The organism is Mitsuaria sp. BK041 (assembly GCF_014193085.1).
Taxonomy (GTDB): Bacteria; Pseudomonadota; Gammaproteobacteria; order Burkholderiales; family Burkholderiaceae_C; genus Roseateles.
The window spans coordinates 331,173-343,975 of sequence record NZ_JACHYT010000002.1 but is presented as its reverse complement, the minus strand read 5'-3'; the positions used below and the strand labels follow the sequence as shown (position 1 = coordinate 343,975).

Here is a 12,803-nt window from a genome sequence, read left to right as displayed (position 1 = left end):
TGTCGCGGATCGTTCGTCTGTGGCCGCCGGCCGCGGTGGATGGCGCGCCGACGGCGCAGCACGTCAGTCGACGCGCTGCCCGGTCGCCGGGTCGAACCAGTGCAGCCGCTCGCCGGGCGCCTGCAGGAGCACCTCGTCGCCTGGACGCGGCGGCGTGTCGGTGCCATCGATGCGCAGCGTGAAGGCAGCCTCGCCGAGGCGGCCGTAGACCAGGCGCTCGGCGCCCAGCATCTCGACCATCTCCACCTTCAGCGGCCAGGCGGTCGCGTCGGCGGCGACAGCCTGGCCGTCGTGAGGCAGCGCATGCTCCGGACGCAGGCCCAGGGTCAGCTCGCCCTCGCGCGGCGCCGCCAGCGGCAGGTGCAGCGAGGTGCCGCCGACATGGAAGCGCCGGCCCTCGACGCGGCCCTTGAGCAGGTTCATCGCCGGCGAGCCGATGAAGCTCGCCACGAAGGTCGTCGCCGGACGGCCGTAGACCTCCTCCGGCGTGCCGAACTGCTCCATGCGCCCGCCGTTCATGACGACGATGCGCTGCGCCAGCGTCATCGCCTCGACCTGGTCGTGGGTGACGAAGAGCGAGGTCACGCCCAACTCGCGGTGCAGCTTCTGGATCTCCAGCCGGGTCTGCACGCGCAGCTTGGCATCGAGGTTGGACAGCGGCTCGTCGAAGAGGAAGACCTGCGGGTCGCGCACGATCGCGCGGCCCATCGCCACGCGCTGCCGCTGGCCGCCGGACAGCTCGCGCGGCCGGCGCTGCAGCAGGTGCGACAGCTCCAGGATGCCGGCCGCCTTGTCCACGCGGGCGCGGATCTGCTCGGGCGGCAGCTTGCGGATCTTCAGGCCGTAGGCCATGTTCTCGAACACGCTCATGTGCGGGTAGAGCGCGTAGTTCTGGAACACCATCGCGATGTCGCGATCGGCCGGCTCGATCTCGTTGACGACGCGGTCGCCGATGGCGATCTCGCCGCCGCTGATCTCCTCCAGCCCGGCGACCATGCGCAGCAGCGTGGACTTGCCGCAGCCCGACGGCCCGACGATGACGACGAACTCGCCATCCGCGATCTCGGCGTTGACGCCGTGGATCACCGGGTTGGCCTTGGCGCCGGAGCCGTATTGCTTGACGACCTTGCGCAGGGAAATGCTTGCCATCGGAGTCTCTTCTCGTGTTCTTTACTTCTCGGCGTCGACCAGGCCCTTGACGAACCAGCGCTGCATCAGCACCACCACCAGCGCGGGCGGGATCATCGCCAGCATGGCGGTGGCCATGATCACGTTCCAGTCGTTGGCGGCGTCGCCGCCGCTGATCATCCGCTTGATGCCGATGACCACGGGGTACATCTGCTCGTCCGTCGTCACCAGCAGCGGCCACAGGTACTGGTTCCAGCCGTAGATGAACTGGATGACGAAGAGCGCCGCGATGCTGGTGCGCGACAGCGGCAGCAGCACGTCGCGGAAGAACTTCATCGGCCCGGCGCCGTCGATGCGGGAGGCCTCGACCAGTTCGTCGGGCACGGTCAGGAAGAACTGCCGGAACAGGAAGGTCGCCGTCGCCGAGGCGATCAGCGGCACCGTCAGGCCGGCGTAGGTGTTGAGCATCTTCAGGTCGGAGACGACCTGGTAGGTCGGCCCGATGCGCACCTCCACCGGCAGCATCAGCGTGACGAAGATGGCCCAGAAGAAGAAATTGCGCGCCGGGAAGCGGAAGTAGACGATCGCGAACGCGGACAGCAGCGAGATCGCGATCTTGCCCACCGCGATGACCATCGCGGAGACGAAGCTGATCCACATCATCTGCCCGACCGGCGCCTTGGAGCCGGCGCCGCTGCTGCCGAACAGCGCGGCCGAGTAGTTGTCCACCAGGTGCGCGCCCGGGGTGAGCGACATCGGCGACTGGACGATCTCCGCGGCGGTCTGCGTCGAGGCGACGAAGGCGATGTACAGCGGGAAGGCGACGATCAATACGCCGAGCACCAGGATCAGGTGGGACAGCAGCGTGAGGGCGGGGCGGCGCTGGACCATGTCAGTACTGCACCTTCTTTTCGACGAAACGGAACTGGATGACGGTCAGCGCGATGACGATGGCCATCAGCACCACGCTCTGCGCGGCCGAGCCGCCCAGGTCCAGCGCCTTGAAGCCGTCGTAGTAGACCTTGTAGACCAGGATGGCGGTGTCCTTGCCGGGGCCGCCCTGGGTGGCGGCGTCGATGATGCCGAAGGTGTCGAAGAACGCGTAGACCACGTTGATCACCAGCAGGAAGAACGAGGTCGGCGACAGCAGCGGGAAGGTGATGGTCCAGAAGCGGCGCCACGGGCCGGCGCCGTCGATCGCGGCGGCCTCGATCAGCGACTTGGGAATCGACTGCAGCCCCGCCAGGAAGAACAGGAAGTTGTAGGAGACCTGCTTCCAGACCGCGGCCATCACCACCAGCGCCATCGCGTGGTCGGCGTCGAGCAGGTGATTCCACTGGATGCCCATCCGCTGCAGGCCGTAGGCCACGACGCCGATGGACGGCGCGAACATGAACAGCCACAGCACGCCGGCGATCGCCGGCGCCACCGCGTAGGGCCAGATCAGCAGCGTCTTGTAGACCGGCGCGGCGCGCACCACGCGGTTGGCCATGGTGGCCAGCAGCAGCGAGACGGCCAGCCCCAGCACCGCCACCAGCAGCGAGAACACCGCCGTCGTCTTGAACGAGGCGAGGTAGCTGGCGTCGTTGAACAGCTGGCGGAAGTTGTCCAGGCCGACCCATTCGGTGGACAGGCCGAAGGCGTCCTGCTGCTGCAGGCTCTGCAGCAGCGCCTGGCTGGCGGGCCAGAAGAAGAACACGCCGATCACCGCGGCCTGCGGCGCGAGCAGCAGCCAGGGCAGCCAGCGTGATCGGAAGACCACGCGCTTCTGCTGGGACATCAGGTCTCTTTCAGGTCGTCAGGGGATTCAGAGCTTGGCCGACTTCTGGAAGCGCTCCAGCAGTTCGTTGCCGCGCTTGACGGCGGCGTCCAGGCCTTCCTTGGGCTGCTTCCTGCCGGCCCAGACCTGCTCCATCTCCTCGTCGATGATGGTGCGGATCTGCGCGAAGTTGCCCAGCCGCACGCCGCGCGACTTGTCGGTCGTCTTGCGGATCATCTGCTGCACGGCCACGTCGGTGCCCGGGTTCTGCTTGTAGAAGCCGCTCTGCTCGGTGAGCTCGTAGGCGGCCTTGGTCACCGGCAGGTAGCCGGTGCGCTTGTGGCTCTCGGACGCGACCTCGGCCTTGGAGAGGTACTGGAAGAACGCGGCCACGCCCTTGTACTCGGCCGGCTTCTTGCCTGCCATCACCCACAGGCTGGCGCCGCCGATCACCGTGTTCTGCGGCGCGCCCGGCACGTCGGGGTAGTAGGGCAGCGGCGCGATGCCGGAGGCGAACTTGGCGTTCTTCTTGATGTTGGCGTACAGGCCCGAGGAGCCGGTCATCATCGCGCACTCGCCCGAATAGAAGGTCGCGTCGGCCGTGTTGCCGCGGCCCTTGTAGACGAACAGGCCCTGCTTGGCCATGTTGGCCAGGTTCTCGATGTGACGCACGTGCAGCGGCGAGTTGAACGCCAGCCGCGCGTCCAGGCCGCCGAAGCCGTTGTTCTTCGTCGCGTACTCGACGTTGTGCCAGGCGGAGAAGCTCTCCAGCTGCGTCCAGCTCACCCAGCTGGTGGTGAACGGGCACTTGTGGCCGGCGGCCTTGAGCTTGGCCGCGGCGATGGCGACCTCGGGCCAGGAGCTCGGCGGCTTGTTGGGGTCCAGGCCGGCGGCCTTGAACGCGTCCTTGTTGTAGTGGAAGACGGTGGTCGAGCTGTTGAAGGGGAAGCTCAGCATCTGGCCGTTCGGTGCCGTGTAGTAACCGGCGACGGCGGGGACGTAGGCGGCGTTGTCGAACTTGGCGCCGGCCTGCTGCATCACCTGGCCGACCGGCACGATCGCGCCCTTGCTGGCCATCATCGTGGCGGTGCCGACCTCGAAGACCTGCAGGATGTGCGGCGCGTTGCCGGCGCGGAAGGCGGCGATGGCGCCGGCCATCGATTCGTCGTAGCTGCCCTTGTAGGTCGGGACGATCCGGTAGTCCTTCTGGCTGGCGTTGAAGTCCTTGGCCAGGTCGTTGACCCAGTCGCCGAGGGCGCCGCCCATCGAGTGCCACCACTGGATCTCGGTCTGGGCCGAGGCGGTGAAGGGGGTCATCAGCGCGACGGCCGCGACGGATGCGGCCAGCAGGGAAGTCTTGAGGGGCTTCATGGGTCTCCGATGCTCGGGGAGGGTGGTTCTGCGGTCCCGGGGCGGACATCGTCGGGTGGACGAGCCACCGGGGGCCGGCGAGCTTATCGGCGCATTGTGACACTGGCGAACCATCCATCGCAGGGTGCGAAGCCAGGCTTCCCTAGAGTCCCTCGCCGGGGATGGCCCTCTGGCGCTGCGGTAGGATTCCGCCCATTGCCCGAACCGGGCCGGCCGCCGATCGCGGCCATCGCGAACGCCCCTTCCAACCCCGTGTCCAGCGGGCGCGGGGACCACAAGTCCGGGGCGCCGTCCGGCACCGGGCCTCATGCTTTCCCCCAGCCTGGCATCGGCCCCTGTCCCAGGGCGCCGGCCTGCCGCAACCCCGGTGCGCGAGCACCTGGCCGCCATGAACGCACCGCATCTGCTGATGCCCGCCGACCCCGCGATGGCCGGCGACGTGACCCCGACGCCCACGCCCGCCGCCCGGCTGCGCGAGATTCCGTACAACTACACGTCCTTCTCCGATCGCGAAATCGTCCTTCGCCTGCTCGGCGCCCGCGCCTGGGAGCTGCTGGACCAGTTGCGCGGCGAGCGCCAGACCGGGCGCTCCGCGCGCATGCTGTACGAGGTGCTGGGCGACATCTGGGTGGTGCAGCGCAACCCCTACCTGCAGGACGACCTGCTGGACAACCCCAAGCGCCGCGAGGCGCTGATCGGCGCGCTGCGCCATCGCCTGGGCGAGGTGCAGCGCCGCCGCCATCCCGAGGACGACGCCAAGCGCGACGCCTGGGTGGGCGAGCTGCTGACCGCCGCCGAAGCGGCGGTGGGCGCGTTCTCCCACCAGTTCGAGCAGGTCGCGGAGCTGCGCAAGCGCGCGGTCAAGGTCTTCGCGAAGACGACGGCGAAGGACAACATCAAGTTCGACGGCCTGTCGCGCGTCTCGCACGTGACTGATGCGACCGACTGGCGCGTCGAGTACCCCTTCGTCGTGCTGACGCCCGACACCGAGGCCGAGATGGCCGCGCTGGTGGCGGGCTGCTTCGAGCTCGGCCTGACGGTGATCCCGCGCGGCGGCGGTACCGGCTACACCGGCGGCGCGGTGCCGCTGGTCTGGAACAGCGCGGTGATCAACACCGAGAAGCTCGAGGCCATGCGCGGCGTCGAGATGAAGACGCTGCCGGGCCTGGACCGCGAGGTTCCCACGATCTGGACCGAGGCCGGCGTCGTGACGCAGCGCGTGTCCGACCTGGCCGAGCTGCACGGCTTCGTGTTCGCGGTCGACCCGACCTCGGCGGAAGCCTCGTGCATCGGCGGCAACATCGCGATGAACGCCGGTGGCAAGAAGGCCGTGCTGTGGGGCACGGCGCTGGACAACCTCGCCTCGTGGCGCATGGTCACGCCGGACGCGAAGTGGCTGGAGGTGGTGCGCGTCAACCACAACCTCGGCAAGATCCATGACGTCGAGGTGGCGAGCTTCGATCTCCACTACTACGACGCGACCGGCAAGACGCTGGAGCGCACCGAGCGCCTGGACATCCCCGGCCGCACCTTCCGCAAGGAAGGGCTGGGCAAGGACGTCACCGACAAGTTCCTGGCCGGCCTGCCCGGCATCCAGAAGGAAGGCTGCGACGGCCTGATCACCAGCGCGCGCTGGATCGTGCACCGCATGCCGGCGCATGTGCGCACGGTCTGCCTGGAGTTCTTCGGCAACCCGAAGGAGTGCGTGCCGTCCATCGTCGACATCAAGGACTTCATGTTCGGCGAGATGAAGAAGCCGAACGGCGCGATCCTCGCCGGCCTGGAGCATCTGGACGACCGCTACCTGAAGGCGGTCGGCTACGCGACCAAGAGCAAGCGCGGCGGGCTGCCGAAGATGGTGCTGATCGGCGACATCGTCGGCGACGACGCCGATGAGGTCGCGCGCGCCACCAGCGAGGTGGTGCGGCTGGCCAATGGCCGCTCGGGCGAAGGCTTCGTCGCGGTCAGCGCCGATGCGCGCAAGAAGTTCTGGCTGGACCGCAAGCGCACGGCGGCGATCTCGAAGCACACGAACGCGTTCAAGGTGAACGAGGACGTGGTGATCCCGCTGCCCCGCATGGGCGAGTACACGCTGGGCATCGAGCGCATCAACATCGAGCTGTCGCTGCGCAACAAGCTGGCGCTGGTGGAGGCGCTGCGCGCCTTCTTCGCCGCCGGCAACCTGCCGCTGGGCAAGAGCGACGACGCCGGCGAGATCCCCAGCGCCGAGCTGCTCGAGGACCGCGTGCAGCAGGCGCTGGCGCTGTTGGACGAGGTCGGCGCGCAGTGGCGCACCTGGATGCAGGAGCTCGACGTCGAACGTGACGGCGAGCGCTCGTTCTTCGAGCAGCTGCAGGACTACACGCTGCGCGCGAGCTGGAAGCGGCAGATCCTCAAGCCGCTGCAGGACGTGTTCGCGGGCGCCTCCTTCGCGCCGATCCTGGCCGAGTGCAAGCGCATCCACAAGGAGGTGCTGCGCGGCCGGGTGTGGGTGGCGCTGCACATGCATGCCGGCGACGGCAACGTGCACACCAACATCCCGGTGAACTCCGACAACTACGAGATGCTGCAGACCGCGCACGAGGCGGTGGCGCGGATCATGACGCTGGCGCGCTCGCTGGACGGCGTGATCTCGGGCGAGCACGGCATCGGCATCACCAAGCTGGAGTTCCTCAACGACGACGAGCTGGCGGGCTTCGCCGGCTACAAGGCCAAGGTCGACCCGGAAGGGCGCTTCAACAAGGGCAAGCTGCTGCGGCCCGGCACCGGCGGCCATGGCAGCCAGCACACCTTCGCCGACCTGACCAATGCCTACACGCCCAGCTTCGGGCTGATGGGGCACGAGTCGCTGATCATGCAGCAGAGCGACATCGGCGCCATCAGCGAGTCCATCAAGGACTGCCTGCGCTGCGGCAAGTGCAAGCCGGTCTGCGCGACGCATGTGCCGCGCGCCAACCTGCTCTACAGCCCGCGCAACAAGATCCTGGCGACCTCGCTGCTGGTCGAGGCCTTCCTCTACGAGGAGCAGACGCGCCGCGGTGTGTCGATCAAGCATTGGGAGGAATTCGAGGACGTCGCGGACCACTGCACGGTGTGCCACAAGTGCGTGAATCCGTGCCCGGTGAAGATCGACTTCGGCGACGTCACGATGAACATGCGCAACCTGCTGCGCAAGATGGGCAAGAAGAGCTTCAAGCCCGGCAACGCGGCGGCGATGTTCATGCTCAACGCGACCAATCCGGAGACCATCAAGATCGCCCGCGCGGCGATGGTGGGCGTCGGCTTCAAGGCGCAGCGCGTGGCCAACAGCCTGCTCAAGCGCGTGGCGCGCAAGCAGACCAGCGCGCCGCCGGCGACGGTGGGTGTGGCGCCGGTCAAGGAGCAGGTGATCCACTTCATCAACAAGAAGCTGCCGGGCGGATTGCCGAAGAAGACGGCGCGCGCGCTGCTCGACATCGAGGACAAGAACTACGTCCCGATCATCCGCAACCCGCAGAAGGCCTCGGCGGACGCGGAGGCGGTCTTCTACTTCCCCGGCTGCGGCTCGGAGCGGCTGTTCAGCCAGGTCGGCCTGGCGACGCAGGCGATGCTCTGGCATGCGGGCGTGCAGACGGTGCTGCCGCCGGGCTACCTGTGCTGCGGGTATCCGCAGCGCGGGTCCGGGCAGTTCGACAAGGCCGAGAAGATCATCACCGACAACCGGGTGCTGTTCCATCGCGTGGCCAACACGCTGAACTACCTCGACATCAAGACGGTGGTGGTCAGCTGCGGCACCTGCTATGACCAGCTGCAGGGCTACAAGTTCGAAGAGATCTTCCCGGGCTGCCGCATCGTCGACATCCATGAATACCTGCTGGAGAAGGGCATCCAGCTCGATTCGAAGCAGGCGTATCTGTATCACGACCCCTGCCACTCGCCGATGAAGCTGCAGGAGCCGATGAAGACGGTGAAGGCGCTGGTCGGGCCGGAGGTGATGAAGAGCGAGCGCTGCTGCGGCGAGAGCGGCACGCTGGGCGTCACCCGGCCGGATGTGTCGACGCAGGTGCGCTTCCGCAAGGAAGAGGAACTGCGCAAGGCCGAGGCGCAGCTGCGCTCGGCGGGGAAGGTGGGGGCGCAGGAGAACCTGAAGATCCTGACCAGCTGCCCGTCGTGCCTGCAGGGCCTGAGCCGCTACGGCGGGGACCTGCAGAACGGGCTGCTCGAGGCGGACTACATCGTGGTCGAGATGGCCCGCAAGATCCTCGGCGAGAACTGGATGCCGGAGTACGTGGCCAAGGCCAACAACGGCGGGATCGAGCGCGTGCTGGTCTGACGCGGCTGGCGCGGCAGGACACGCCCGTCACCCCAACCCTCTCCCCGCAAGCGGGGAGAGGGAGAAGTTGCCGCCGGGGCTTGCAGCCAGCGCGCTCGCCCGATGACTCCCTCTCCCGCTTGCGGGAGAGGGCAGGGGTGAGGGCCAGCAACCGCTGATCAGACCCGGAACTGGCCGACCTGCTCCACCAGCCGATGCGCCTGCTCCCGCAGGCTTTCGGCGGCGGCCGTGCTCTCCTCGACCAGCGCGGCGTTCTGCTGCGTGCCCTGGTCCAGCTGCGCCACGGCGCCGTTGATGCGCGTCACGCCCTGCGACTGCTCGCGGGCCGCGGTGGAGATCTCGCCAATGATGTCGGTCACGCGCTTGACGCTGGCCACGATGTCCCGCATCGCCTCGCCCGTGTCGCCCACCAGCTTGGCGCCGGACTCGACCCGCTCGCCGCTGGCCGTGATCAGCGCCTTGATCTGCTTGGCGGCCTCCGCGCTGCGCTGCGCCAGCTGACGCACCTCCGCGGCCACGACCGCGAAACCGCGGCCCTGCTCGCCGGCCCGCGCCGCCTCGACGGCGGCATTCAGCGCCAGGATGTTGGTCTGGAACGCGATCGAGTCGATCGTGCCGATGATGTCGCCGATCTGGCGGCTGGCCGTGCTGATCTCGTCCATCGTGGTCACCACCTGCGCGACCACGTTGCCACCGCGCTGGGCGGCGCGGTCGGACTCGCCGACCAGCTGATGCGCCTGCGCGGCCGACGCCGCCGTCTGGCTCATGGAGCTGGCGAGCTCCTCGAGCGCCGACGCGGTTTCCTGCAGGTGGCTGGCCGACTGCTCGGTCCGCGAGGACAGGTCGCGGCTGCCGGCGGCGACTTCGGCGGAAGCCGTGCCGATGGAATCGCTGGCCTGGCGCACCTCGTTGATCGTGCGCGACAGCTGCAGCCGCATGCGCTCGACGCCCGCGGCGAGCGCGCCCAGGTCATCCTGCTGGCGCACGAGGACCGGCCGCGTCAGGTCACCATTGGCGACCGCGCCGACGGCCTCGTTCAGGTCGGCCAGCGGCTGGCCCACCCAGCGACCCAGCATCCAGGTCACGCCCAGGCCGAGCAGCACCACCGTCGCCAGCATCAGGCCCCACAGCACCCACAGCGTGGTGTTGTGCGCCGCCAGCGCCTGCGCGCGCGAGGCTTCGGCGATCACCCACCAGCCGGTGGCCTGCGACTTGCGCGCCACCGCGAACGCGTCCTGGTAGCTGTCGCCGTAGACCGCCTGGACCTCCTCCAGCACGCCGTCGGCGTCCTCGGTCACCGTCTTGACGTAGCGCTCGGCCTGGTCGGCCGGCATCAGCTCCGACAGCTTCTTGCCCTGGGCGCGCGGATGCGCGCGCAGCAGCGCGTCGGCCGGCGTCTTGCCCGGATCGAGCAGGTACAGACCGCCGGAGCCGTAGAGCTTGACCGCGTCGGCCATCTTGACCAGTTCCTGGTGCAGCCCGCGCATGTCGAAGCCGATGTACAGGATGCCGACGACCTTGCCGCCCGCGTCCTTGATCGGCGAGTAGCGCGTCATGTAGGGCACCTTGAACAGCGTCGCCGGCCCGACATAGGTCTCGCCGGCCGCGAGCTTGGCGTAGGCTGCGCCGGCGCGGTCCAGCGTCGTGCCGACCGCGCGCGAGCCGTCTTCCTTCTTCACCGAGGTGGTGATGCGGATGAAGTCGTCCGTGCCCTTGCGCGCGAAGATCGTCGCGTTGCCGCCGGTCAGGCGCGTGAAGCGGTCCACCGCGTCGAAGTTGCCATTGAGCTTCTGGCCGTTGAAGGCCAGTTCGCCGTCGCCTTCCAGCGTGAAGGCCCCACCGGCGAAGTCGCCCGCCAGCACGTCGTACAGCCGGTTGGCCGAGTCGCGCGCGGTGCGGTCCAGCGCGTCGGCGACGCGGGCGACCGACGAGGCCTCGGCCGACATGTAGTCCAGCGTGCGCTGCTGCGCCTGGTTGGTCAGCACCCAGGACAGGGCGCCGCAGATGACGATCAGCAGCACCGCGATCGCGGCGCTCGACCAGATGGAAACGCGACGGGCCACCGTCGCGCGAACGGCGTTGTTGTTGTTCATGACAGGACGGCCGCGTCGCCGCGGGCGGGAGTGAGGGGAGGTCTCCTGGCGCGTCGTTGTCGTTTTGTCTTTGCGCCCGGTCAAACTTTATTCCCCTTGAGCCGTGCCGCGCAGCTTCCTGTGACCGCACTTCAAGGGATAACCCGCAGCTATTCGATCCCCCCGTGAAGTAATGCGCGGCCGTCTTCCGAGGGGAGGACAGCGCTATCGCCCGCCCGACGGCGACCGACCGGGCGGTCGGCTTTTCCTGAAGATCGCCCCGCAGCGGCGCCGGCCGCCCTCACTCGGCGGAGATGCCGCGGCTGCGGATCAGCGCATGCCACTTCTGGGTCTCGGCCTGGATGAAGCGCGCGAGGGACGCCGCGTCGCCGGGCGCGACCTCCAGGCCGAAATCTTCGAGCCGGGCCTTCAGGTCGGGCTGGGCCAGCGCCTTCGCCAGCTCCGCGCCCAGGCGCGAGACGATCGCCTCCGGCGTGCCCTTGGGCACGAACAGGCCCTGCCAGGCGCTGACCTCCACGCCGCTGATGCCGGTCTCGTCGAAGCTGGGCACGTCGGGCAGCGCGGCGATGCGCCGCGGCGCGAGCACCGCCAGCGCCTTGAGCTTGCCGGCGCGCAGGTGGGGCAGCGCGGCGGCGGTGTCCAGGATGCCCATCGGCACCACGCCGGCGATCAGGTCCTGGGTCGAGAAGGCCGTGCCGCGATAGGGCACGTGGACGATGTAGCTGTGGGTGCGGTCCTTCAGCAGCTCCATCGCCAGGTGGTGCGGGCTGCCGACGCCGGGCGACGCGTAGCTGTACTTGCCGGGCTTGGCCTTGATGGTCTCGAGCCACTGCTTCGCGCTGGTGAAGCCGGCGCCCGGGTTCACCACCAGCAGCAGCGGGAAGCGGGCCATGAAGCCGACCGGCGCGAAGTCCGACGGCGCGTAGGGCAGCTTCTTGTAGAGCGCGCTGTTGAAGACCATCGCGCCGTTGTCGCCGGTCAGGATCGTGTAGCCGTCGGGCGGCGACTTCGCGGCGTTGTCGGTGCCGATGATGCCGGCCGCGCCGGGCTTGTTGTCGATGACCAGGGTCTGGCCGAGCGCCTTGCCCAGCACCGGCGCGAGCTGGCGGGCGAGGAAGTCCGAACCGCCGCCCGCCGGGTAGGCCACGACCCAGCGCACCGGCCGGCTCGGCCAGCTGTCCGCGCGCGCCGCGCCGGGCCAGCCGAGCGCCGCGGCGCTGGCGCCGAGGGCACCGGTGATCAGCAGGGAGCGGCGCACGGCATCTGTGGCCGCATCGGTGGTCGCATCGGTGGCCGCATCGGTCTGATGGGTGGGCATGAAGGAGCTCTCCGGGTGGCGATGGCGGCCATCCTAGCCAGCCCCGCGAGCGCCCCCTTGGGGGACAACCCCATCAGCGCCCGTCGACCGCGGCCGCACTCGCGGCGATGTCGGCGGCGCCAGCGGCGGGCGGGGCCAGTTCCATCATCGCCACGCGCTGGTTCATGTCGCTGCCGCTGTCCTGGTTGCGGAACGCGATCTGCATCACGTAGAGCGTGTCGCGCTCGGCGCCCTGGCAGGCCAGGCTGCGCACCGCGCGACGCACGGCGGCCGCGTAGACCCAGGGGCCGCGGGACTGGTGGACGTCCGAGATGGTGCTGCCGTTGAGGCGGAAGCTCACCGTGGCCAGGCCTTCCTTGCCTTCGATGTACTGCTGCCGGGCCAGCCGGTCGAACAGCGCCTGGTCGACGCCGGGGCAGGTGGCGCGCACGTCGGTGCGCGGGATCTCGCCGGGGCGCCGGCCGGAGATCTCCACGCGCTGCAGGTCGTCGGGCGCGGCCTGCGCGGCGCCGGTGGCCAGCACGGCGAGGAGCGCGGCGAACGCGGCGCGGGCGAGGGTCGTGTGGGAGGGGCGGGTGGTCGCTTGCATGTCGTGCTCCTGAAGACGGGGGGACCGTCGTGGCGCGCTTCCTGGCGTCCATGCGATCGGTCTTTTTTCAGCGTAGGCAGCGCGGGCAGCGCCACCAAGCGGCGGGCGACCAAGCGTTGAAGGCGAGGGCTGGAGCGCCGCTTTGCCGCGACGAAACGCAGGCCGGCGCGATGAGCCGCGAATCGACTTTCCCCCGTATCCATCGGGTCAAAAGTCATGCCTGGCTCGGTCAT

At 69.0% G+C, this 12,803-nt stretch carries 8 protein-coding genes; 1 reads left to right on the top strand and 7 read right to left on the bottom strand.

Going from position 1 to position 12,803, the window contains the following annotated elements; genetic code table 11:
- Window positions 1-63: 63 nt before the first annotated feature.
- From FHT38_RS17385 to ugpB, 4 genes are read right to left on the bottom strand one after another with little or no spacing between them, the layout of a single operon-like run.
- Window positions 64-1,149, bottom strand: coding sequence for a sn-glycerol-3-phosphate import ATP-binding protein UgpC (locus FHT38_RS17385; protein WP_091726304.1), 1,086 nt, complete (start codon window positions 1,147-1,149; stop codon window positions 64-66).
- Window positions 1,150-1,170: 21 nt separating this feature from the next.
- Window positions 1,171-2,019: a sn-glycerol-3-phosphate ABC transporter permease UgpE gene (ugpE, locus tag FHT38_RS17380; RefSeq protein WP_183492683.1), complete on the bottom strand. Its 849-nt coding sequence runs from the start codon at window positions 2,017-2,019 to the stop codon at window positions 1,171-1,173.
- Window position 2,020: 1 nt separating this feature from the next.
- A complete protein-coding gene (ugpA, locus tag FHT38_RS17375) occupies window positions 2,021-2,908 on the bottom strand; it encodes a sn-glycerol-3-phosphate ABC transporter permease UgpA (RefSeq protein WP_183492682.1) in 888 nt (295 codons plus the stop codon).
- A 27-nt stretch (window positions 2,909-2,935) separates the two neighbouring features.
- The gene (gene ugpB, locus FHT38_RS17370; RefSeq protein WP_183492681.1) at window positions 2,936-4,258 is read right to left on the bottom strand and encodes a sn-glycerol-3-phosphate ABC transporter substrate-binding protein UgpB; all 1,323 of its coding nucleotides are present in this window, start codon (window positions 4,256-4,258) and stop codon (window positions 2,936-2,938) included.
- A gap of 409 nt (window positions 4,259-4,667) precedes the next feature.
- Between ugpB and FHT38_RS17365 the strand changes: the two genes are divergently transcribed.
- Window positions 4,668-8,570, top strand: a complete 3,903-nt coding sequence (locus FHT38_RS17365; RefSeq protein ID WP_404935744.1) for a DUF3683 domain-containing protein — start codon at window positions 4,668-4,670, stop codon at window positions 8,568-8,570.
- A 158-nt stretch (window positions 8,571-8,728) separates the two neighbouring features.
- On the opposite strand, the gene FHT38_RS17360 is transcribed toward FHT38_RS17365, so the two are convergent.
- From FHT38_RS17360 to FHT38_RS17350, 3 genes are all read right to left on the bottom strand, one after another.
- Entirely contained in the window at window positions 8,729-10,663 is a 1,935-nt protein-coding gene (locus tag FHT38_RS17360; RefSeq protein ID WP_183492679.1) for a Cache 3/Cache 2 fusion domain-containing protein, read from the bottom strand.
- A gap of 280 nt (window positions 10,664-10,943) precedes the next feature.
- Window positions 10,944-11,981, bottom strand: coding sequence for a tripartite tricarboxylate transporter substrate binding protein (locus FHT38_RS17355; protein ID WP_147240916.1), 1,038 nt, complete (start codon window positions 11,979-11,981; stop codon window positions 10,944-10,946).
- A gap of 73 nt (window positions 11,982-12,054) precedes the next feature.
- Window positions 12,055-12,570 carry a hypothetical protein gene (locus tag FHT38_RS17350; protein WP_183482040.1) on the bottom strand — a complete coding sequence of 172 codons (516 nt, stop codon included), beginning with the start codon at window positions 12,568-12,570 and terminating at the stop codon, window positions 12,055-12,057.
- Window positions 12,571-12,803: the final 233 nt, after the last annotated feature.

Excerpts from the sequence above, each read along its gene's own strand:
- ugpA (WP_183492682.1), bottom strand. The coding sequence starts at position 2,908 with ATGTCCCAGCAGAAGCGCGTGGTCTTCCGATCACGCTGGCTGCCCTGG.
- ugpB (WP_183492681.1), bottom strand. The coding sequence starts at position 4,258 with ATGAAGCCCCTCAAGACTTCCCTGCTGGCCGCATCCGTCGCGGCCGTC.
- FHT38_RS17350 (WP_183482040.1), bottom strand. The coding sequence starts at position 12,570 with ATGCAAGCGACCACCCGCCCCTCCCACACGACCCTCGCCCGCGCCGCG.
- FHT38_RS17385 (WP_091726304.1), bottom strand. The coding sequence starts at position 1,149 with ATGGCAAGCATTTCCCTGCGCAAGGTCGTCAAGCAATACGGCTCCGGC.
- ugpE (WP_183492683.1), bottom strand. The coding sequence starts at position 2,019 with ATGGTCCAGCGCCGCCCCGCCCTCACGCTGCTGTCCCACCTGATCCTG.
- FHT38_RS17360 (WP_183492679.1), bottom strand. The coding sequence starts at position 10,663 with ATGAACAACAACAACGCCGTTCGCGCGACGGTGGCCCGTCGCGTTTCC.
- FHT38_RS17365 (WP_404935744.1), top strand. The coding sequence starts at position 4,668 with ATGCCCGCCGACCCCGCGATGGCCGGCGACGTGACCCCGACGCCCACG.
- FHT38_RS17355 (WP_147240916.1), bottom strand. The coding sequence starts at position 11,981 with ATGCCCACCCATCAGACCGATGCGGCCACCGATGCGACCACCGATGCG.